Genomic DNA, 23891 nt, shown 5'->3' on the forward strand with positions numbered 1-23891 from the left:
CTGAATTTTAAGATTATATTTGTGAAACTAAAAATGCATAATGGCAGAAACACAAAAAAGCAGATTCCCAATATATGCCGTAATCGTTACGGTGGTTTTTAAACTTCTTTTCTTATTGACGCATTACATTCAGGAAGATGCTTTCATCACCTGGAGAGTAGCCCAGAATTTACTGGACTATGGTGTAATCGGTTTCAATGGAGATACTAAAATCTCTGCTTCTACGACGCATCTGTACGTTTTTGTGTCCTATGTTTTCAACCTGATTTTTGGGAAGGAATATTTTATTGAACCCCTTTTGATCTTTAATTCCATCCTGTTTACAATAGGAACATTATTCTTATCCCATCTGGTTCTTAAAAACCCTTGGCACAAGGCTGTTTTCATCTTTTTAATCGGAATTCTACCACCAGCCATTAAGATCTCAATCCTTGGAATGGAGTACGGAATTCTTTTCTTTCTGGAAATGTCCCTCCTGTATTATGGTTTCAACAAAGGAAAAAAATGGGTATTGACCCTTCTTCCGATCCTGATTATGTTTACAAGAGTAGATACAGTCATATTCCTTGGAATTGTGTTTTTAGTTGACCTGTTTTGGAACAGAAAAATAAGATGGAGCTATATTTTTGGTGGAATTTTAGGCGTTTTATCAACAGTTGCTTTCAACTGGTTTTACTTTGGAGAAGTTGTCAATAATACCATTACTGCAAAAAAATTACTTTACGAACAACAGCTGACGTTCGGAGAGCATCTTGATTATTTCCTGGTAAGTTTTGGTAATTTCTGGGGAATGCTGAAAGTTCCGGGTGCTTTTAATCCTATCACGGTTATTGTCCTTATTTTTGAACTGCTTTGTTTTATTTACCTGATCAGACAAAGAGAAAAGAGAAATTATTTCCTGTGGATGATCTTTATTTTCGGATGGGTAAAACAGATTGTTTTTATCTCTCAGAAAAGCTTGTTTGATTGGTATTACTGGGTGCCACAACTTTTACTTTTTGTTCCGGTTTTTATTTTTGTATTGGAGCAGAAAGAGAGAAGAAACTTATGGTTATCATTGCTTGTTGTATTTTATATTGTTCCGATGCTGGCTTTCCAGACGGTTCATTGCATTGCAACAGGAAATGGGGAATGGAACTATCGAAGAACTATTGGAGTATTTTTAAATAAATATGAGAAAGATAAAAATCAATGGATTTTATTGGAGCCTGCAGGTTATGTGCCTTATTTTTCAGGATTAAAAACCATTGATGAAGTAGGTCTGGTAGATAAACAGATTCAGGAAGAAATCAAAAAAGATAAAACAAATTATTGGATCAATACAGTAAAAAACAGGAAACCGAAATACCTGCTTTCCTACCAGAATTTATATGAAGGACAGAATGCAGACTATTACCAGACCCATTATAAATTGTTGAAAGAATTCAGAGTAAAAGATCACCTGAAAAGCGATAACAAAATATTGGAAAAGATCTATAATCTGAAACCTTCCGGAACAGACTATAACTTATATATCAGAGTCGATTAAAAAACGAAGAGTATTTATAAATAGCATCCCTCTAAAATTCTAAAACCTGAAAAAATGAAATATTGTGCTTTTCTCCGCGGTGTCAATGTAAAAGGAACTAACATGAAAATGGCAGAGGTTTGCCAGGTCTTTAAAGATGCCGGAATGAAGGATGTTATTTCAATATTGGCCTCAGGAAATATTGTATTTTCCTCTGATAAAAGTGCTGATGAATTAAAAATAATTCTTGAAAAAGCAATGTCAGAGTATTTTTCCTACGAAGCATTTCTGTTTATAAAATCTCATCAAGAAACAGAATCTTTCTGGAAGGGGATTCCTTTTGAAAAAAATGAAGATCTTCATATTTATAGTTTTGTCGGAATGCCTGGTGTGGAAAATATTTTGATGGAAGAATTTGAAAAGGCAACCCAGGCTGAAAACGAAAAGGCTGAAATCGTTAATGATATATTTTACTGGCAGGTTCCGAAAGGGAATACTTTAGATTCTACCTTTGGAAAAATCTTAGGAAAGAAAAGTCTAAAAGATCAAATGACCAGCAGAAATGTCAATACCTTTGAAAAAGTGTTGAAAAAGATGGAGTAAATCTTATAGAAAACAGCACAGAATTTAAAAAACAGATAGCAACAAAATCAAAAATACTACATTATCGGAGTATATATCAATAGGAACGGGCTTTAGCTCGTTCTTTTTTTTAAATCAAAATTCCATTGGCTTTAGAAAACATAAAGTACCCACAATCTTTATCATTCCTAAAAATTAAAATCATTAATATTTACCCAATTATCCACAGACATCTGCAGGATTTAGCTGATAGACCAGATTATCAATAAAATTATCCTTACAATTTAATCTATAAGATGATCTAACCTAATTAAAATAGGATCACTCTAAAGTCAAAACCTCACTCTCTACCTAAATAATTTCCAAGTCTGAAACTTTCTCAGTATTTTTACTGAACTTTTTAATTACAACAAAATGATTCAGTATTTAGATAATATTCAGCACAAAGATTCAAAGAACTTTTTCCTTATTGCCGGACCTTGTATTATTGAAGGAGAAGATATGGCATTGAGAATTGCTGAAAAAGTAATCAACATTACAGACAAGTATAATATTCCTTATATTTTTAAAGGAAGTTTCAAAAAAGCGAACAGAAGCCGTGTAGACTCTTTTACAACCATTGGAGAAGAAAAATCCCTTGAAATTCTTAAAAAAGTAGGAGAAACTTTCAATATTCCTACTACTACGGATATTCATGAAAATGAGCATGCAGCATTAGCAGCTCAATATGTGGATGTTCTTCAGATCCCTGCATTTTTGGTACGTCAGACAGACTTATTGGTTGCAGCAGCAAAAACAGGAAAATGTGTGTCTTTAAAAAAGGGACAGTTCCTTTCACCGGAATCCATGAAGTTTGCAGTTCAGAAAATTACAGATTCCGATAATCAGAAAGTAGCGATCATTGAAAGAGGAAATTCCTTCGGATATACAGACCTGATTGTAGATTACAGAGGAATTCCTACCATGAGAGAATATGCGCCTGTAATTCTGGATGTTACACATTCATTGCAGCAGCCTAACCAAAGCTCAGGAGTAACAGGAGGTAGACCGGATCTTATTGAAACGGTTGCAAAAGCAGGAATTGCAGTAGGAGCCGACGGAATTTTCATCGAAACCCACCCAACTCCGGAAACCGCACTATCTGATGGAGCCAACATGTTAAGACTGGATTTATTAGAAGATTTATTACAAAAATTAACAAGAATTAGAGAATCGATTTTGTAATTGTTAAAAAAACATTAATTTTAGAAATTCTAAAATATTTCTTTTGAAAAAACTAGTTTTACCGCTAAGCCTTATGGTCCCAATGCTGATTTTCTCTCAACAGAGAAAAAGAGATACAGCGACCAAAGTAACCGATATAGAGGAAGTTGTCTTCCAGAAAAAAACAACAGGAAGAACCAATGACCTTACCAATGTGAAAATTTCAGCAAAAGAAGCGAAAGCAGTCGCTTCTATCAGTGGTGGAATTGAAGGACTGATCAAAACGCTGCCTTCCGTAAATTCCAATACTGAGCTGTCTTCCCAATATATGGTGCGTGGTGGAAACTATGACGAAAACCTTATCTATATCAATGATATTGAGATCTACAGACCTTTTCTGATCAGAAACTCTCAGCAGGAAGGGATGAGTATCATCAATCCGGATATGGTTTCTTCAGTGAACTTCTCAGCAGGAGGATTTGAAGCTAAATATGGTGATAAAATGTCTTCTGCTTTAAATATCTATTACCGTGAACCTGAGAAATTTGAGGTTTCCGGAGAAGCAAGTTTAATCGGAGGAAGATTAACAACCGGCTTGGCTTCAAAGAATAAGAAGTTTACCGCATTATTTTCAGGAAGATACAGAAATACCAATCTTGTTCTGAATACCTTAAAGGAAGATACAGACTTTAATCCTACGTATTGGGATTTCCAGTCTTATCTGAATTATCATGTTAATGACAAGCTTTCCATGTCATTCATTGGATATTATTCCAAGAATGATTATGAAATGATTCCCAAGGCGAAAAGTGTTACTTTCGGAAGCCTTCAGCAGCCTATCACTGTAAATATAGGATATGCGGGTAAAGAAAATGACCAGTACAAGAATATGATGGGAACTTTTTCCATGAACTATAAGCCGGCAGACAGGTGGAAGCTTACATTGGATGCCTTTTCTTACCAGAACAGGGAAAGAGAATATTATACCATCCGTTCAGAATATGATCTTCAGACATTTGATCCGGTAACTAAGGAACCGATTTCCAGCTATGATGTTGGAGGCCAGACGGAACATGCCAGAAATGATTTATTTGTAAGAACTTACGGAACGCAGTTCAGAGCTAAGTTTTCTCCCAATGTAAATACAGATATTGAGGTTGGATTCAAATACGAAAAAGAAAACCTTAAAGATCTTACCAATGAATGGAAACTGGTAGATTCTGCCGGATACAGCCTTCCAAGACCGGAAGTTATTGATCCGAGAACAGGAACTACAACAGGAGATCTTAGAATGTTCTATCATATTGCCGGAAAAAACAATATTGAGCCTACAAGACTATCTGCTTACGCTCAGTATTCCCAAAAATTTTACTGGGGAGCAAGCAAGGTATTTTTGAATGCCGGAGTAAGAGTTTCCAACTGGAGTTTCAATAAAGAGACAATCTTCTCACCAAGAGTCCAGTTTGCAATAAAACCGGACTGGGATACTGATATGTTATTTAAACTTTCCGGAGGGATCTATTATCAGTCTCCATTTTATAAGGAAATTAAAGATTTAGACGGAAATTTCAACCCGAATATTAAGTCGCAAAGATCTATCCAGGCAATTCTTTCCAATGACTACGAATTCTATATGTATGACAGACCGTTTAAATTAACAACGGAGCTTTATTACAAGAAAATGGATAACCTGATTCCTTATTATATGGATAATGTGAGAATCCGTTATTCAGGACAGAATAATGCCAAAGGATATGCGTATGGAATTGATACCAGGTTATTTGGTGAATTTGTTCCGGGTGTAGATTCTTGGTTATCTGCCAGTTACGCAAGAGTTTATGAAAATATTGATGGAAGAGGAGATATCCCAAGACCTACAGATCAGAGATTCAGGGTAGCGATGTTCTATCAGGATTACATGCCGCAATTCCCATCGATGAGGGTAAACCTTACCTTAGTATATGCAATGGGATTACCAACAGGATCTCCTGTTATGTTTAATGATAACGGACAGCCGGATTTCAATTCAGCATACAGTTATCAGAAAACATTACCAGCTTATAAAAGGGTAGATATTGGATTGACAAAAGTATTCATTGATCCAAAGGATAAAAATAAAAAGTCAGGTTTCTGGGGTAATTTCCAGGAATTATCTTTAGGAGTTCAGGTTTTCAACGCATTTAATATCAATAATACCGTTGCTAACCAATGGATCACAGATTATAATACCAACAATATGTATCCGGTTCCGGTACGTCTTACAGGGCGTTTCTTCAATGTGAAGCTAGAATTTAAACTATAATATATGCTCAATCTGCATGATAAAGTGAGAGCAGTTAAAAATAGAAAAATCCTCTGAAAAATAATTCAGAGGATTTTTATTTGCCAGAATTTTATAACAAGATTACAGAATTTTATAACAACGTTTTCACGGATATTTCTAACTTTGTCTCATAATGAAAAAGATTCTTGCCATACTATTCTCTATTTTCTACTTCGGATTCTCTTCCGGAGCAGCATTTAGTATTCATTATTGTATGAAGGAATTTGTTTCTGTAAGTCAGAAGGTTGATGATATTTGTGGTAAATGCGGCGTAAAAGATAAAAAAGGATGCTGCAAGACAGAGATCAAAGTGGTAAAAGTAGATGACTCACAAAAGTCTGATCTGCTTAATGTTGACTTTTTAGGTCAGATTGCAGAAATTCCTGTAACCCATCATTTCGTCTTTGTAGACAAATCTTTCTCTGCCACTAAGTTTACGCAAATCCAAATCAATGGACCACCGGAATACAAACCGGTACCTATCTATATCAATCATTGTAATTTTAGAATTTAGAATCCGTCCGTCGTTTCCGGTGTTATGATAACATCCTTACAGAACGACATGTCCTGACGCATTTCCTGTGCGTTATCCTTATTCTTTATTAAAAAATTAATTCTAAAATTTAAAACAATGAAAAAGTATATCATTACAGCAGCCCTATCTTTATTTTCAGTTATTTCACTTTCAGCACAATCTAAAAAAGATGCTCAGGTTTCAAAGCTCTATCAGAACTATATTGCGATCAAATCTGCTTTAGCTTCAGATGATGCAGACAAAACTTCAAAAGCGGCTACAGAATTCATTAAAACAGCTTCTGCCATCGATTATAAATTGGTTTCAGAAGGTAATCTTAATATTCTTAGAAAAGATGCTTCTGTCATTTCAGAAGCTAGAAATGTTGCTGCTCAACGAGAGACTTTTCTTAACCTTTCAGACAATATGATTGCTCTGACCAAAGAATTTAAGCTTTCTGAAAAACCGGTGTATGTACAATATTGTCCAATGGCTGACGGAAGCTGGTTAAGTGATGAAAAACAGATCATGAATCCATACTATGGGAAATCTATGCTTTCATGCGGAAGTGTAAAGTCAGAAATTAAATAAATATTGTATTAATCTTTAAAACAATAAGTTGTAGAGTTTAGTTTATTTTAAACTTTAAGCTCTGCAACTTCTAAAAGTTCGGAATATTATGAAAAAACTAATAATGTTTCTGGTGCTTTTGTTCTCTGTTTTTACGTTTGCACAAACCACAAAAACCTATTATACCTGTCCTATGCATCCTGAAGTAGTCTCTTCAAAACCTGGAGACTGCCCGAAATGTAAAATGACATTGGTAAAGAAAACAGTTGTAATACAGCCGAAAGTTGTGGCAAAGCCAGCAGTAAAACCTGTACCCAAAGTAGAAACAAAAGCAAAGCCTGTAGAAGCAAAAGTAAATAAAGCAAAAGTTGATATTAAAAAGGCTGAAGAAGCTAAGAAAGTAAATACAGTAGGGAAAGCAGAACCGGCCCGGGTGGCTAAACCTGTTTTAAAATCAGGCAAGCAACCCCAAGTTTCATCTTCATCAGAACCTAAAACGCAGGCTCAAACCACTTATACTTGCCCAATGCATCCTGAAGTAATTTCAGACAAACCGGGAAAGTGTCCTAAATGTGGAATGGAGCTGGTGGAAAAACAAAACCATCAACATGCTGTAGTTGAAGATCCAAAAGAAGAAAAGTCTGTTTTAAAAAGAAATTCTGAGAACGGAAAACTTACTTTTGGCGGAAAAACGGTTCGTTATGACCTGTATGTAAAAGACACCATCGTTAATTTTACAGGAAAAAACAGAAGAGCCCTTGCGATCAATGGTAAACTTCAGGCTCCAACCCTGTATTTTACAGAAGGAGATACTGCAGAAATTTACCTGCATAATATGCTTAAAGAAAATACAGGACTTCACTGGCATGGAGTGATTCTTCCCAATGAACATGATGGGGTTCCTTATCTTACCACAAAACCTGTAAAACCTGGAGAAACACATTTATATAAGTTTAAAATCTCTCAAAACGGAACCTATTGGTATCATTCACATGAAGCATTACAGGAGCAGATCGGAATGAATGGAATTTTGGTCTTTAAAAAAAGAGAAGGCGAACCCAAAACAGAATATAATGCAGAAATCCCTGTATTATTAGGAGATTGGAGTGATGATGATCCAATGCAGATTGCCCGCAGGCTTCATATGGCCAATACAGACTGGTATGCTGTAAAGAAAAATGCAGTGCAGAGTTATTGGGAAGCCATTAAGTCCGGAAACTTCGGTACAAAGGCCCTGAATGAATGGAAAAGAATGGAAGCGATGGATGTAAGTGATGTCTATTACGATAAATTCTTAATCAATGGAGTTCCAAGCTCGGATTATTCTAACCTGAAAGCAGGAGATAAAGTAAGATTAAGAGTTGCCAATGGCGGTTCATCCACTTATTTCTGGCTGAATTATGGTGGTGGCAAAATAAAAGTGGTAGGAAATGACGGAAATGATGTGGTTCCTGTAGAAGTAGACCGGTTGATTGTCGGAGTTTCTGAAACGTATGATATTGAAGTTACCATTCCTGAGAATAAAAGCTTTGAGTTCCGTGCCACATCAGAAGACAGGATTGGACACGCTTCACTCTGGCTGGGCTCAGGTGAAAAGGTAGAAGCACCTAATTTACCAAGACTGATGCTCTTTGAAGGAATGAAAATGATGAACGGAATGATGGAAATGAGCGGAAATATGAAGCCGATGACCATGACGATGGGAAATCAGATGATGGATATGAATGAAGTAATGTATCCTGAAATTCCGGAAAGTCAGAGAAAAACGACTGCGAAACATATCAATGAGATGATGGGAGTAAAAACAAAAGAAGAAACTAAGAAAGAAGATCATTCTCAGCATGCAGGAATGGATATGAAGGAAGAAAAAACTATCAAAAGATTGTCTTATAATATTTTAAAATCTCCTGAAAAAACAATCCTTCCTACAGACAGTATCCGTGAAATGAAGTTTACCCTGGAAGGAAATATGAACCATTATCTATGGACCCTGGACAACAAAACGGTGACAGAAACAGATAAAATTCTGATCAAAAAGGGAGAGATTGTAAGAATTAAATTGTATAATAATTCTATGATGCGTCACCCGATGCATCTTCACGGGCATGATTTCAGATTGATTAATTCAAAAGGAGAGTACTCACCGCTAAAAAATGTAGTAGATATCATGCCGATGGAAACTGTTACTCTTGAATTTGCAGCGAATCAGGATGGTGACTGTTTCTTCCACTGTCATATTTTATACCATATGATGGCCGGAATGGGACGAATCTTCAGTTATGAAAATTCAAAACCCAATCCACAGCTTCCCAACAGAAAATTAGCCTGGAAGAATTTTCTGCAAGACAATAAAATGGTAAGCTCTATGGCGATGCTGGATGTGGCAAGCAATAAAATCCATGCAGAAACCATGACTATGTTTGGACCAAGATGGGCCAACCTGAATGAATTTCATACGAATTGGAACTTTGACCATTTTGAAGGAAGTGCAAAAGTAGGACGCTTCTTAGGGAAATTCCAGTGGGCATTACCTTATGCAGGGTTCAGAGTCCAGAAAAACCATGAGATTATGGAACGCCGGATGGCAGAAGATATGGGCATGGATTTTCATGGTAAGAAAACCTGGTTCGGGCAGCAGAAAGCTTCAAAAAGCAGATATGCCTTTATGGTAGGAATGCAGTATGTATTACCCATGTTGATTACGGCAGATGCAAGTGTAGATCAGAACGGGAAAGTATTACTGGAACTGAGCAGAGAAGATATTCCGCTTTCAAGAAGATTCAGAGGAAACTTTAGTGTCAATTCTGACGGAGAATTTTCAACAGGAATAAGATATATTTTACAGAAATGGTTATCTCTTTCAGGAAACTATGATAATGAAATGGGTTGGGGTGCAGGTGTTACCTTAACTTATTAAATAAAAGATCGTCTCATTGAGGCGGTTTTTTCGTTATGATGAATGAATGATCTCTCGCAGATGCTTTCGAATAAGAAAATCGTTGATTTTCAATAATTTAAGTGCGCTTCTTATTAAGCTTAAAGTTACTTAAGTGTTTAAATCTTTGAATTTTGTTGTAATCATAGTCCTTTCCTTTAGTAAAAGTTAAAAATTTTATTTCTCACAGAGCAAAGAGATTGGGAGGAAAATAAAGCAGGCGAATAAGGTCTGTGATACTTTTTTATATCCGCGGATCTTGCTGATTTCGCAAATTTTATCATCATGTTTAATAGGATGCAATCATCTGTGAAATCAATGGTTCAAGATAAAGCCTCTATCTTTTATAAACAGATTTGACTGTTTCAATAATATTATAAAGCAAAAGCCACCTCATTGAAAGGTGGCTTTGTATATTGAATTTTATCGTTTATTTGTTAGGCTTTACTTCCTGATTCTTCACTGCTGGAGTGTAGGTCACTTTTGCAATATCAACTGTCATTTCTTTCAGACGTTTTGCTACGTTTTCAGGCATGTCTTTCTGATATCTTCCACCAATAACTTCGGAAAGGAACTTTTCTGTTTCAGCATACATCGCCATACTGTTTACAGGCTTTCTGAATCCATGTCCTTCATCATCAGCTAAAATATAATCTACTTTTTTGCCTTTATCACGAAGCGCAATAACAATCTGATCTGCCTCAGCCTGCTTTACTCTCGGATCATTAGCTCCCTGAATAATCAGTAAGGGTTTATTGATTTTATTGACACTGAATAACGGACTGGCTTCATGCATTAGCTTTTTACCTTCTTCAGTTTTTGGATCACCTACCATACCATAAAGAGAGGCCCGTGCAGATTCCCAGTAAGCAGGCACAGAATCCAATAGAGTGAAAAGGTTGCTTGGCCCAACAATATCCACTCCTGCAGCATATACATCCGGAGTGAATGCTAATCCGGCTAAAGTAGCATATCCACCATAGCTACCTCCCATAATAACTACCTTGTTTTTATCAGCAATTCCGTTGTTAATCAGGTGTTTTACGCCCCAAGTGATATCGTCTTGCATTAATTTTCCCCATTGCAGATCACCTGCATTCTGAAACTTTTTACCATATCCGCCACTTGCTCTGAAATTAGGCTGCAGTACGGCATAGCCTCTGTTCGCAAGAAACTGTACTATTGAATTATATCCCCAATAATCTCTAGGTCCTTTTGGTCCTCCATGCACCAGAACCACTACAGGTACGTTTTTACCCGAAGATCCTGCTGGTAAAGTCAAATAAGCAGGAATTTCAAGCCCGTCACTGCTTTTGTAGCGAATTGGGGTCATGGCTGCCAGATATTTTTCAACCTTCTTCAATTCCGGTCTTGGGGTGTACTGGAAAATTAATTGTTTTGTTTTGGTATCGAAGAAATAAGACTCAGAAACATACTGATCACTCCAAACCGAAATTAAAAATTTAGTATAATCTTTTGTAGAGCTTGAAAAATTAACTTCTTTACCGGGAAATTTACTCTGCAGGAACTTATAGTTAGCTTCCCACGCTTTATCTTTCCAATAGTATTCAGTTTTATCCCCTGTGTAAGAGGTGAAAATAATTTTTCTCGTATTTCTGTCTGCAGATAAGCCGCCGAAATCTACTTTCCCTTTAGGATCACTTTCTATTTTCGTGATCTGCTTGGTTTTTGGATCCATCAGGAATAATGCAGATTGATCCAGATCTCCCTTATTGGTTACCAGATAGAACTTTGAATTATCTTCATTCCAGTTTGGAATATAGGCTTCTTCAGTGACTAGTGTTTCATAGATGGGAGTCAGTTTTTCACCATCTTTATACAGAAACTGAGTGGTTCCCTTATCATCGGTTTTGTTTAAAATTCTAAGCTTTTCATCCCAGTCGAAATCGTATCCCGTAATACGGTCTTTATTTTCGAAGACCTTTTTCAGTTCGCCGGTAGAAATTTTTAGTGAGTACAGGTCATGCCATGCTTTATCACGGTTATTTAATCCGATCATTAGAAGATCAGGATCTTTTCTGCTGACCATGTATATTTGAGCAGCCACTTCATTAAGTGGTGTCAGATTTCTGGATTCAGGAACACCATTGGTTGCTTTCGCCATTGGATCTACAGCAAAAATATTGAGATTCTCATCTCCGTTTTTATCTTTTACATACAAAATATATTTTCCGTCTTCCGACCAGAAATATCCATTTAATGGTCGCTTGCTATCAGTTAATGGTCTGGCTTTTTCAAAAGATTCATCGAACTTTTTGACCCAAATGTTCATGATGCCGCCATGTTCTTTCAGGAATGAGATCCATTTCCCATCCGGGCTTAGCTGCCCCCCGGAAATTTCAGGATTTCCAAAAAAAAGTTTTCGGTCCAATAATTGAGCTTCCTGTGCCCGAAGGCTTTGAAACCCTATCATTAGGAGCAATACATAAAAGATTTTTTTCATATTTTTTTTAATTTGATATTGGTTAATTTACTCAATAATTTCTAAAGAAATATGAATTTTTGATTCTTTTTTAGTTGAAAATGTGACAATTAAGTTCACATATCCAATTCAATGATTTTTTTTGCCATCTTTTGGTTGATATTTTCAGGAATTAAACTCATCATGAAATTTCGCAACGAGTTTCCATATTCCCATTGAGAAATTTTCCCGATGCTACGGCTTGTATTCACAATATAATCTACTTTTTTTCTTCTGATTTTCTGAAATTCTTCAAAAATAGCATTGAAATCCCTGCTTTTCTCCAGTAGTCTGCCGATGACATAAGCATCCTCAATGGCCTGACAGGCACCTTGTCCCATATTGGGAGTGGTAGCATGTGCTGCATCTCCAATCAGACACAGGTTTTCGGCATACCATAGAGGAATAGGAGTGAGGTCTGAAATTTCGTTACAGATGATGTTTTTCTCTGGTGTCGCTTCTATCAGTTTCAACACCAAATGATCAAAGTCTCTAAAAATGTCTGCAATCCCTGAGTATCTGCTGAAACTTTTTTCATTGATGCAGGCATACCAGTAAACCTTTTTCTCGGATATTTTTATAAAACCGAAACGTTTTCCTTTTCCCCACATTTCAAAAGCTTCATGATGATGTTCTTCAGGCAGCTCAAAATCTACAAGACCACGCCAGCATTTCTGGCCGGCATTTCTTATGGTTCCTGTTTTAAAGATCTGATTACGGACAGGAGATTTGATACCATCAGCACCAAAAACAGTCGTGCTTTCAATCTGATTTCCATTTTCAAAATCTAAAATATAGTTTTCCTTCTTTTCAATTTTCCCTAAAGAATGGTTAAGCTGAATGGAATCTGTATTCAGGTTTTCTGCAAGAATCCGCTGTAATTCTGCACGATGAATTGCTACATTGCAGGAGTTATATTGTTGTTCGAGCTCAAGGATCTCCGTTTTTGAAAAAGGTTTCAGCGATTCGTTGGATAAAATAATTCTATGAATTTTGTTTCCTGCATTTTCAATTTTTTCCTTTAAACCTAGTTTGTCAAAGACCTGCATAGCATTAACGGCCATCATGATTCCAGCTCCTACAGGCTTTATTTCTGGTGCAGATTCGTAGATGGTAAAATCGTATCCATTTTGTTTAAGGACATTTCCTAAAGTAAGTCCGCCAATTCCGGCTCCGATGATTGAAATAGTATTCATTGTTTTATTTGTGAAATGTAGTGTAATGTAGTGTAATGTTGTTGGAAATAAGCAATGGCGCAAAATTTTTTTAATTACATGCTGCTTTAAGGTGCAAGAAAATCAACGATTTTCAGCAAGAGGTTTCAATTATTTTTTGTTACAAAATTCTATGTATCTAAGATTTTATTTAAACCACATAAAAACATAAAATTTATAGTTAAATAAAATTATTCGTGCATTCATGGCAATAATTAAGCAGCATTCAATTTTATTGCAGATAAAATCCTAGCGCCTTAAAAAGATTTCCATATATCCAGGCTGTTTAGCGTCTTCGCGTATTTCCAACTCCTATTAAAACTTATAATGTCAGTATATAACTTTCAGATACTTTTTGGAAACCGTATTTACCAAAAAAATGATGGGCACCGTGATTATCAACACCGCTTTCCAGCAGAATGAAGCTGATATTCCAGTTTTTAGATTCTTCAATAGCTTTTTCCAGTAGTTTACTTCCCAAAGACTGTCCTCTTACCGACTGGTCCAAAAGCATATCTTCCAGAATCGCATACTTTTTAAAAGGACTGTTGATTACATTGAAAACCATCATTCCAACAATTTGTTTGTTCTCGTCTTCTGCAATTAAAATATTCAGTTTAGTGCTTCCATCAGAGTTGAAATCGGTAAGAAGCTGTTCTGTTAAAATAACATCAAGATCCGGATTCCAATGATGAGAATCTATTGCTCGCCCAGACATCATTTCGCCATGGGAAATATATGAGTCTGTTTTATGGGTGATAAAAAAGTCTACCAATTCTTTAACACGGGTTTTATCGGTAAGCCATTGTGTAGTATAGTTCATAAGATATTTTTATTTTAATTTTTTTAATTCTTCAAGCAACTTATTCTGTCTGTTGATCAACTGATTCAGACTGTCCGTTTTTAAAGGATGTGCATTTTGATATTTTTCAATTTCAGTAAGTGTTTTTCTGAGCTTAAAAGCGGTATATAAGTTGTTCAGTTCAGTATTGTTTTTATTAACCTGAGCAATAAGGAGATTTACATTTCTGATTTTTATGTTGTATTGATCTGCGCTAGCTTTAATTTCTTTTTCAACTTGTTGTTTGGTCAGAGAGTCTGTAATTGATTTTGCACGGTTCCTGGCTTGCAGGTAAAAAGATTCAGATGTACTGATTATTTTATCATATATTTCCAGCGTTTTCCCGGTTTCCTGCTGAGTTTTTATTATTTTGTCATCAAGTAATTTAAGACTTTTATCATTCTTAATCAGTTCAGAATAAGTATTATCAATAAGATTGTCACCACGGTAGCTTTCAAATGAGCCTGAAACTGAAGATTCTGCGTTATCAATAGCATTTTCTATAACCTGTTTGTTTTGTGGTTTATTTTCTTTACAGGAAAGTAAAAATAAAACGAATGTAGAAGCAAAAAGTATTTTTTTCATTGTGATTATTTTATAATTATATTTTGGTGATGGGAACCAGAAGATCAGCATTGCTAATGGTATATTGTAAGTCTGGATAAGCAAAATCCAGTTCCCTGTTTTCCCGGCCTCTCAGTTTAAAGAATTCTGATTCCTGATCAGTATTTGCCAATATAAGAGGTTCTCCGGTAGAAAGATAAGGTTTTCCATTTCTGAACCGGATATGTGTTTTTGAAGTCCGGAATGTAATACCTAACCACTTATTGTGATTTATAATTGAATTTGGTGGTACATTCAGGATGATTTTATGCTGGAATCGTTTATTGGTTTCAATAGCAAATAAAACAACAGAATGATGATGCAATATAATTTCAGATTCCTCTTCTGTTATTTTGTCTTTAATAACAAGTTTTCTCAGATGAGACTCTTTAAGTTCATCCGGTCGTTCATAAGAGGTAAAAAGTGCAATAAAAGAATTCTCTTCCAGATCTAAAGCCTGGTCAGAATGAAAACCCATTTTAGAATATGAAGAATCATACACTTCAATGAGAGCATTATTGAAACTCTGTACAGGGATTTCAATATGATTGGCCAACAGCGTATCATTAATTTCCGCAACAAGCCGATGGTGAAGCGGTGAGAAAGTAACAGCTGGAGTAGTAAATCGGGTAGTGGTTCTTACAACCGGAATATTTTCATCCTGTACATCTACCAGATGATTTCCCAGCCTGCCTTTTCCTGTAGTTTCAAAATCTGCAGAATGAATAAGCTCATTAAACAGATTTTGATCTGTCGGAAGTGTAATTGTATGAAATTCAGCGAAGTCCATTTTTTTTTGTTTGCAGATTAAAAAATAGGTTTTTCATAATCACCGGAGTTCATGCTGAAATGAATTTTGCCATATTCCACCATCTTTTCAGATACATTTTCCTCATAATAAGAATTACGCAGCTCCTCCTGAAGTTCCGGAGTCATTTTTTCAAGCTTAATAAATTGACCATTGTCTTTTATATAAGTCTGATCATCTGTATGCATCGCTTCAAGATTAGAACATCGAACCACATAGCCCATTCTGATAGGAATTTGGTCAACTCCCAAAACAGATGGCTTGATTTCATGAGTATACAATCTGTTGGTAGAAAGCGGGATCAAAAATGCAGAGTTAGGATATAGGGGTACAGTGAACTCTTTCTCCAGAGAATCATCCTCAACTGTTTTCTTTAGCTTAAAATGCAGTCGGGTTAATGCACTTGTCTGTTTATAACACCAATCGAATGGGTCTGTAACAGAAGGCTTTAATGGATCTGTATTGGAATCATCATAGAACGTACAAAATACTATAAGTCCTTCCTTCGGCATATCTTTCGTCTTATCCGAATGGGCTTTGATCTTAGCTTTTACTTCCTTTTCAGAATCTGCTGTTTTCTTTTTGTTCTCATAGATCTGTACCAAAGCGTGATTAAGATTGGTTTCGTGTTCGAACGTTTCCAGAACGCACTGGTTTAAAATGCTGATAATTTTTGTATCGGTAGTGCGGAAATTATCTGTGGGGCCTGTTAAATTACTTGAGCATCTTAAAAGGTTGTAATGAAAAGCCTCTTTGCCTCCTTCAGTAGTCTCTTTAGCAACTTTACTCAGATAGATTCCTTTTCTTAAAGCTTTACTTTCTTTATTGGATTCTGTAAGTTCCTGAAAATTGTGTTCAGATTTAATCATATCAAAATTACGGTCACCAACAAACAGCTTTCTGTAATAAACACCGGCATTGCTGATTATAACAGGGACTTCTCCCAAGGTTACTAATTTATATTTTTCAGGACTCATATTTTCATATTGAGTTGAAAAATCTTCTATAATATGAATGAAAGGGGTTATTTCTTTAAGCGTACTGAAATCTCCACATGCATAGATCTTTTTATTACTAAAATCAATGGCTGTATCGGAGAAAGTATTGATAACCAATCCGCAGAAATTGTTGATAAGGTATTGAAGTTCAGAGTTGATATTCTCATTATTTTGTAGAATAACAAGTACGTTTTTATCTTTAGTGATCTTATTTTCAAATGGTAGAGTAGTCATGTAATCTTTTTCTTATATGGATATTAGTTGAGGTTTCTTTGGAGATTGTTACAAATACTTATCAGCAGTATGAATCAATATTCTTATTTTTTAGATTTAAAAGAATCTGCATACTTCAGATGCCATCATTTACTTTTACTTCCAACAGATCGTTGGATATGGATCTGGAATTAATTTTAAATTTTTGAGTGCCCGGCAATATAATTTCTGGATTACTATTCAAATGTAAAATAGGTCTGTTGAAGGGAATTACAAAAATTTCATCCTCTAAAAAAATAATGTCGGCACCTCTGTAGGTAAGGTTAACATCAATTGTTGTTTGGTTTTCAAAACTGATCTCAACATTTTTTACAAGCTGATGTTTTCTTTTTTTCATATAACGGAAGAAGAGATTCCGCTTCTGTTTTAAATACAGAGAAATACCAATACTGATAAGAATAAAAAGTAAAACGGCTCCGGCAAGAAGTAAAGAAAAATCTGTATCCATAATACAAAAATAAAAAAACGGAGCCTGAAAACAGACTCCGCTTATAAAATTGTTTGCGCTAAAATTATTTACCTAAGTAAGATTTAAGGATCTTACTTCTGGTATTATGTTTTAGTCTCTTAATTGCTTTTTCTTTGATCTGACGAACTCTCTCTCTTGTAAGATCGAAAGTCTCACCAATTTCCTCTAAAGTCATTGGGTGTTTTCCGTTCAGTCCGAAGTATAGTCTAACCAAATCAGCCTCCCTTGGAGTTAAAGTGTTTAATGCTCTTTCAATCTCAATTTGAAGAGATTCAAGCATTAAGTCTTTATCAGGACTTGGAGATTCTCCTGAACGTAATACATCATAAAGATTAGAATCTTCACCTTCTACCAAGGGTGCATCCATAGACAGGTGTCTACCGGAGTTTTTCATAGATTCTTTGATATCTTCCTCACTCATGTCAAGAACTTCAGCCAATTCTTCCGGAGAAGGTGGTCTTTCATTTTCCTGCTCAAGGTGAGCGTATGCTTTATTAATTTTATTGATGGAACCAATTTTGTTCAACGGAAGTCTTACAATTCTTGATTGCTCAGCCAACGCCTGTAAAATTGATTGACGGATCCACCATACTGCATAAGAGATAAATTTGAAACCTCTAGTTTCATCGTACCTTTTTGCCGCCTTCATTAATCCTAAGTTACCCTCATTAATTAAATCGGGTAAGGAAAGACCTTGGTTTTGGTATTGCTTAGATACAGAAACTACGAAACGAAGGTTGGCCTTGATTAATTTTTCCAATGCAGCTCTGTCGCCAGCACGTATTCTTTGTGCCAATTCTACTTCCTCGTCCGCAGTAATCAGTTCCACTTTACCAATTTCCTGCAAATACTTGTCTAATGAAGCAGTTTCCCTGTTGGTAACCTGCTTAGTGATTTTTAATTGTCTCATTTATTTTATCCTCAAAAAAGAGTTACTATATATTATACGTTTGGAAATACAAAAAGGTTACACTAGTTTTACTTTTTTATTAATATTTTAATTTGAATGCTAATAGATGAGCGTGGAACAGAGATTCAGAAGTTGAAAAATAGAAAGAAAAGAAGATAATCCAGGATAAAAAGAATGAAAATTAATTAAACTTTAAACAAAAAAAACGGACCCCAAGTCCCGTTTTTATCTATATCTATTAGAATTTTATTTCCAATTAGAAGAGTTCATTCAATAGTTTAGCCAATCTCAATCCTCCGTACAATAACTGTCTTTCAAGAGTATCATTGAACTTGTATTGGTAGTCATAAGATAATTTTGATCCGTCAGGAGTCTGTGCATAGATCTTGTTGGCGATTTTGTGAGAATCATACAACCAGTCTTCCAAAGTTCCGGATTGAATCTGTGCTACTTCTTCCTTAGATTTAATATCCAGAAGTTTAGAATATTCTGTGTAGCTGTATTTTTGAGAATCCACTAATTTTCCATCCCAAACAGAGTGTAAATTGGTTTTATCCCCGAAATACGTAACATTGATTTTGTTTCCTCCTAAATCATCAGCTCTTCCTACGTGTAGGGGCTGAGCAAGGTCACCCATAATATGAATAAGGAAGATCAAAGCAATTTTTCTGTCTTTTGCTGAGGTTTTTTCGTCCTTAATCTGGCTGGATAGGGTATTTACCTGTGTGTAAAGACTTGGGCCTGCCTGCATTTTTAGGTTTTGGTCAAAAGTTTTCAGATCAGTTTGCGGATCAATATTTACATAATGCCATGATGAAGCCTGCTTCCAGACTCCTGTAGTATCAGACTTGATAAAGTCCGGCCAGTTTGCCCAATACGCAAGACGTTCCTTGCCCATTATTTTTTTGATTTCCCTTTTTGCCTTTCTGGAAAGGTGATTCTCTGCAATATCTGCAATTACTCTGTGCCCCGTTAATCCCCAAGCATAAGAATAAAGTGAAGAGGAAATGAATGCTAAAATCAGAATTTTAGAATAAATACTTTTCATTTTAAATAACAATTTTCAGTCTGCAAAGATACGACCCCCTTTCCGAATGACCACAAATTATCCCGAATTTATTCCAACAGATGATATTAATAAAATTTAATCTGAATAAAATAAGGAATTGTACTAGGTTTGAAGACGAATTTTGGGGGAATGTGAGAGGAAGGATATAAGATATTTAATAGATATAATAAGGAATAGGATTATACCATTTAAACTTCTGATCCTGAACTTTAAACCATAAGCCCTTGATTCTGAACTCTGAACCTGGAATCTTAAACTTTATAAAAAATCCCTGATTACCGTATTTTTACGGAATTTACTTAAAATTATTCCTTTTAATGTCAATAAATTAGTATTTTTAAAATAAAATTATTGGTAAAATATTTTTTCAAACTTACGAGATATATTATCTTTACAAGTCATAATCACAGGAAACACTATGCATGAGAATAATATTGTAGACATGAATTACAATAAGCTGCAGACAGACTTTAAAGCAGAGGCTGTAGCTGTCAATCTTTTGAAATATCACCGGACGGTAAGCAATATTTTTATTGAAAGAGTTGGGGTGAACGATCGTGCTTATCTTAAGGATATTAAAAGCATTTCGAGCAGTTATTTAGGTTTTGATGAAGAAGTATTCACGATAGAAAGTTATAGGGAGGGCATTTACGATTACCTTCCTGAAGGGTTATTTCACCCACCTTCTCTCGGAGCTTCCAGAAAAAATGTAGATACGGTAGTAAGAGAGATCAGAAAGCAGAAAAGAATAGAAGATGATGCCCGTAAATTTTTCCGCCCTTTTGAGCTGGAAGTCTTTTTTACGGAGATTAGTGCCCTTCTTAAAGAGTCTGAATTTGATATTACAAGCAATACAGATGCATTACTGGAAACGGTAAGTGAACTTTGGCCGCTGGTTGATATGCTGGATAAGCAGAGTGCTTATATATTTATACACATTCTTCCTTTCTTTCATCAGATCCGTGGGGATAAGAGATGGTTTGAAAGATGCCTGACCGCTTTTTTACAGGTTTCTGTTAAAGTAACCTTTTCTCCCAATGTTATTGATGGAATAGAGAAAAATGATGATTCAATGCTTTTGGGAAATTCAAGATTGGGGGTAACCTATATTCCGAGTGGCAGACATATGGATGGACAACGGAATTGGGTAGTGAATATCGGCCCGATTCCTTATGAAGATATGAAAAAGTATATCCCGGGAAGCCCGTTCAGAAAAGTTCTTCAGACCTTGTATGATTATTTTCTTCCTATAACAGTGGATATTGAAGAGAATTTTGTGACAGAAAAGCTGGAATACTCGTTCAGTCTGGAGGATGATGAAAGAAATGCCAGCCGCCTTGGATACTCTACCTTCCTCTAAATTATTTTATTATATTTACAACTACCAACAAAGTATAAATTCGAAAAGAAACAAATGGAAATTTCTTCAGTAAAAGGTATTTTTTTAAGGTATATTCTAATGCCTTTAATCGCAATTATCATGATGTTTATCCTGGGAATTATCAGGAGAAACAAACCTGCGATCAAAATTAAAGTAATTATTGTATACGTTCTTCTGTGCAGTTTATGCCTGGCACTGCCTGGTTTTTTCGGATTTGCCGGAAATCTTTTTAATCCGTACTGGTATCTCATTGCACAGGTTGTTTATCTTGTTTTTGGGATTATCCACGTTAACTTACTGCATAAATATTTCAAAAAGCATATTGATTCTCTGGCAATGAGCATCCTGTTTGAATCTATTCTTTCATTGACTTGTATTGCTTTGGGTGGATATTTATTTACCCTGTTATTCAACTGGATGAGTAAAGGAACCGGATATGCAGTGATGGCAGCTACAAGTATGCTGATCTTTGTAGTTCCTATGGTATTTTATTATTGCTATATTCAGTTTATCAGTATTCCTTTTGATATTTATAAAACATGGAGATATTCCCCGGATCAAAAACTTCCTGATTTTGAAGGGGCAGATTTTGACCGTCTGATGGTTTTGAATGTAGAATTAAGTAAAAATCTTGAAGATTCAAACCGATTCAGAATTAAGGCGAAAACTCTTCCGACAGGAATCACTTTTGGAGACTGGTTTTACAGAGTAGTGGATGATTATAACCACAAGAACCCGGGATCTATCATTCACCTTTCAGATGAGGTAAAAGAACCTTATTACTGGATCTTTTATACTAAAAAATCGTTTTTCAGCTTTAGAAAATATATAGATTTCGACCAGGACATTACTGCAAACAGCATTTCTGAAAATGAAGTGGTGATTTGTAAAAGAGTCATTCAGCATGAAGAGGAGGGAGTCGCAAGAAAATCATAACACAAAAAATTAAAAAGTATTAAACATGATACAGCCTATTAAACATTTTGCAATCAACTGGGTGGATGGAATGAAAGTTTCCCAAAGACACCTTAATGATCAGGATAATTTCTTAATTGATACCATCAGAGATTCCAATTCGCTTGGGATTACTACATATAACTATGGGCTTTTGCCTATTTCTACTGAGTATACAGACCGTACTATTTTTGATGTTCACAATACTGCCACTAACGATGTTCAGCTGGTTATCAAAAGATGCAGTGCTGTTACCATGGCAGGGTACCGTATTGAATTAAGCGACAGAAGAATCAGTGTAAAATCCCTGGCAAAATCAATGAGTGAAGAGCAGGCTGATGGAGAATATTATATTTTGATCTCTGTAAATCCGTTTGATAAAGTTCCTTTCGGCGATATTGATCCGGAAGAAATTCCACCACGTCACCCAAGTGCACAACCGAATCACCATATTGAACTTCTTCCTGTAACTTCATTGAACAGTAGCTACTCAGGAGGAAATTATCTGATTATAGGAAAGGTAGATTTAAAAGCCAATATTGCACAGGTAGACTCTAATTTTATTCCGCCCTGTACTTCTGTTCAGAGTCATCCGGCATTAGTAGAGTATTACAGCAGCTTTGCGAAATCTATTGGAAACCTGCAGCAGTATGCTTTTAAAATTATTCAGAAAGCGTCTCATAAAAACCAGAATACAGCTTTAGCTCAAAATGTGAAGTTCGTTTGTAATACGATGGTGACTACCTTTGGAGATATGTATTTCCAATTCAGAAATATTACGCCTTACCAACCGCCGGTATTTTTAATTGAATCTTTTGCAAAGCTGGCGCTTCACCTGTACAACTCAACACAGCTACTTGTTCCTGCAGAATTGGAAGAAATGCTGAACTATAGTTTGGAATGGAGTGAGATTGCACCTCATACTTTATTGAATCAATTGTCTATCGTCGCTGAAACAAATTACGATCACCATAATTGCGGAGAGCCTTTACTTTACATCCAACAGATGTTAAGAAGTCTGGAGACAATTTTCTCTAAACTGAGCGAACTGGATTACATTGGTCAGAGAAAAGAAAACATCATTGTTAATGAACAGGAGGTTTCTACCAATACCAACCCGAAGAGAGGTTGGAGTGTATTAGACTAATAGCATCAGCTTTTAAATATAAAATCCCGAATGAACAATCATTCGGGATTTTTTTATTGACTCTGCATCATCGTAAAATTATCATGGATATTTACTTCCTGCATTTTAATTTTCTAAATATTATATTATTTACCCTACATAGACCCTACATCATATTCTTTTTAAGTCTTATATACCTAAGGTGAATATTGTGGTAGGTAGTATATAATATATTGATTATTAATTAGTTGAGTTAGTAATGTATTTGTGTAGTATGCTGTTTTTAACAGCTTTTTTGATTTATGATATAGTTTTGCAGGAATCTATAACTTATTATGATGTGAATCATTAATGATTGATACACTAAGGTTACTATAAATGAAATAAACTCAAAAAAATATCTATGAAAAAAAAAATGTCTAAAATCTTTTGTCTTTGTTTTTTTTCTGCCGGAACAGTAGTGATGGGGCAAAATAAAATCAAGGTAAGTCTGGATGCAGGGTATACGTATGGTGCTTTAAATTCAGATCTTTCAAATCTTGTTGATTCAAGATACACGGGGCGGTATGGCTTCGGGGTCAATTTGTCCGGAGAATATATGGTCTGGAAATCACTCTTTGTTTCTACCGGAGCTTCCTTCCAGCAAAAGAATTATAAGTTTGAGAGAACGGGAAACCGGGAAGGGTGGTACACAGAATATAATAACAATTTTTTAACCCTTCCTTTAATGGTAGGGGGCTATATCCTGAACAATCCACATGAAACTACTGGTGTGTGGATCAAAATTGCGGGTGGAATGTATACAGACTACTGGCTTCGTATGGGAAGAGAGGGTAGATATCCGGTATTTAATGAATTACAGGAAAACGGAACTTTCAATTATACACAGGTATCGGATAAGTATGATTTCAAAAAGAATGAAAATCAGCTTAACAGATGGGGATATGGATTGGTAGGTCAAGCTCAGTTAGGGTATTCTCTTAAGAAGTTTGATGTATATGCATCCTATAATTACCAGTATGGGCTTTCGGATATCAATATGGCGAATGATGATAAAGACCGTAAATCAACCATTCGGTCATATATGATTTCTTTAGGTGTTGCCTATAAGTTCAAATAACAAAGTTTT

20 protein-coding genes are annotated in these 23891 nt (G+C 35.5%); 11 read left to right on the plus strand and 9 right to left on the minus strand.

The features are described 5' to 3' along the window. Window positions 1-40 precede the first annotated feature (40 nt). The 7 genes from DRF65_RS14375 (at window position 41) to DRF65_RS14405 (ending at window position 9616) form a co-directional block, all read left to right on the plus strand. The gene (locus DRF65_RS14375; RefSeq protein ID WP_115971456.1) at window positions 41-1528 is read left to right on the plus strand and encodes a hypothetical protein; all 1488 of its coding nucleotides are present in this window, start codon (window positions 41-43) and stop codon (window positions 1526-1528) included. 54 nt (window positions 1529-1582) lie between these two features. Further along, window positions 1583-2110 (plus strand): DUF1697 domain-containing protein, encoded by a 528-nt coding sequence (locus DRF65_RS14380; RefSeq protein WP_115971457.1) that lies wholly within the window; start codon window positions 1583-1585, stop codon window positions 2108-2110. A 393-nt stretch (window positions 2111-2503) separates the two neighbouring features. Further along, the gene (gene kdsA, locus DRF65_RS14385; protein ID WP_115971458.1) at window positions 2504-3313 is read left to right on the plus strand and encodes a 3-deoxy-8-phosphooctulonate synthase; all 810 of its coding nucleotides are present in this window, start codon (window positions 2504-2506) and stop codon (window positions 3311-3313) included. 43 nt (window positions 3314-3356) lie between these two features. Further along, window positions 3357-5594: a TonB-dependent receptor plug domain-containing protein gene (locus DRF65_RS14390; protein ID WP_115971459.1), complete on the plus strand. Its 2238-nt coding sequence runs from the start codon at window positions 3357-3359 to the stop codon at window positions 5592-5594. A gap of 154 nt (window positions 5595-5748) precedes the next feature. Further along, on the plus strand, window positions 5749-6129 hold the full coding sequence (locus DRF65_RS14395) for an HYC_CC_PP family protein (protein ID WP_228438713.1): 381 nt from the start codon (window positions 5749-5751) through the stop codon (window positions 6127-6129). 117 nt (window positions 6130-6246) lie between these two features. Then, complete coding sequence (locus DRF65_RS14400) at window positions 6247-6720, plus strand: DUF3347 domain-containing protein (RefSeq protein WP_115971460.1); 474 nt, start codon at window positions 6247-6249, stop codon at window positions 6718-6720. Between the two features lie 103 nt (window positions 6721-6823). Continuing rightward, entirely contained in the window at window positions 6824-9616 is a 2793-nt protein-coding gene (locus DRF65_RS14405) for a multicopper oxidase domain-containing protein (RefSeq protein ID WP_115971549.1), read from the plus strand. Window positions 9617-10064: 448 nt separating this feature from the next. On the opposite strand, the gene DRF65_RS14410 is transcribed toward DRF65_RS14405, so the two are convergent. The 9 genes from DRF65_RS14410 to DRF65_RS14450 all read right to left on the minus strand — a co-directional run bounded on the left by DRF65_RS14410 (window position 10065) and on the right by DRF65_RS14450 (window position 19280). Beyond that, the gene (locus DRF65_RS14410) at window positions 10065-12098 is read right to left on the minus strand and encodes a S9 family peptidase (RefSeq protein WP_115971461.1); all 2034 of its coding nucleotides are present in this window, start codon (window positions 12096-12098) and stop codon (window positions 10065-10067) included. A 95-nt stretch (window positions 12099-12193) separates the two neighbouring features. After that, window positions 12194-13312: an FAD-dependent monooxygenase gene (locus tag DRF65_RS14415; RefSeq protein WP_115971462.1), complete on the minus strand. Its 1119-nt coding sequence runs from the start codon at window positions 13310-13312 to the stop codon at window positions 12194-12196. Window positions 13313-13652: 340 nt separating this feature from the next. Continuing rightward, window positions 13653-14153, minus strand: coding sequence for a GNAT family N-acetyltransferase (locus DRF65_RS14420; RefSeq protein ID WP_115971463.1), 501 nt, complete (start codon window positions 14151-14153; stop codon window positions 13653-13655). A gap of 9 nt (window positions 14154-14162) precedes the next feature. Further along, window positions 14163-14756: a hypothetical protein gene (locus DRF65_RS14425; RefSeq protein WP_115971550.1), complete on the minus strand. Its 594-nt coding sequence runs from the start codon at window positions 14754-14756 to the stop codon at window positions 14163-14165. A gap of 16 nt (window positions 14757-14772) precedes the next feature. Further along, on the minus strand, window positions 14773-15564 hold the full coding sequence (locus DRF65_RS14430; protein ID WP_115971464.1) for an alpha-ketoglutarate-dependent dioxygenase AlkB family protein: 792 nt from the start codon (window positions 15562-15564) through the stop codon (window positions 14773-14775). 17 nt (window positions 15565-15581) lie between these two features. Next, a complete protein-coding gene (locus tag DRF65_RS14435; protein WP_115971465.1) occupies window positions 15582-16814 on the minus strand; it encodes a hypothetical protein in 1233 nt (410 codons plus the stop codon). 115 nt (window positions 16815-16929) lie between these two features. Beyond that, window positions 16930-17301, minus strand: coding sequence for a hypothetical protein (locus DRF65_RS14440; protein WP_115971466.1), 372 nt, complete (start codon window positions 17299-17301; stop codon window positions 16930-16932). 64 nt (window positions 17302-17365) lie between these two features. Continuing rightward, entirely contained in the window at window positions 17366-18232 is an 867-nt protein-coding gene (locus DRF65_RS14445) for a sigma-70 family RNA polymerase sigma factor (RefSeq protein WP_002979276.1), read from the minus strand. Between the two features lie 256 nt (window positions 18233-18488). Beyond that, the gene (locus tag DRF65_RS14450; protein ID WP_115971467.1) at window positions 18489-19280 is read right to left on the minus strand and encodes a S1/P1 nuclease; all 792 of its coding nucleotides are present in this window, start codon (window positions 19278-19280) and stop codon (window positions 18489-18491) included. 463 nt (window positions 19281-19743) lie between these two features. Between DRF65_RS14450 and DRF65_RS14455 the strand changes: the two genes are divergently transcribed. From DRF65_RS14455 to DRF65_RS14470, 4 genes are all read left to right on the plus strand, one after another. Then, window positions 19744-20661, plus strand: a complete 918-nt coding sequence (locus DRF65_RS14455) for a type VI secretion system baseplate subunit TssG (RefSeq protein ID WP_228438717.1) — start codon at window positions 19744-19746, stop codon at window positions 20659-20661. Window positions 20662-20715: 54 nt separating this feature from the next. Next, entirely contained in the window at window positions 20716-21618 is a 903-nt protein-coding gene (locus DRF65_RS14460; protein ID WP_115971469.1) for a TssN family type VI secretion system protein, read from the plus strand. A gap of 25 nt (window positions 21619-21643) precedes the next feature. Further along, a complete protein-coding gene (locus tag DRF65_RS14465; RefSeq protein ID WP_115971470.1) occupies window positions 21644-22783 on the plus strand; it encodes a hypothetical protein in 1140 nt (379 codons plus the stop codon). 382 nt (window positions 22784-23165) lie between these two features. Further along, entirely contained in the window at window positions 23166-23882 is a 717-nt protein-coding gene (locus DRF65_RS14470; RefSeq protein ID WP_115971471.1) for an outer membrane beta-barrel protein, read from the plus strand. Window positions 23883-23891 lie beyond the last annotated feature (9 nt).

Origin of the sequence: Chryseobacterium pennae (genome assembly GCF_003385515.1) — a bacterium.
GTDB classification, from domain to species: Bacteria; Bacteroidota; Bacteroidia; order Flavobacteriales; family Weeksellaceae; genus Chryseobacterium; species Chryseobacterium pennae.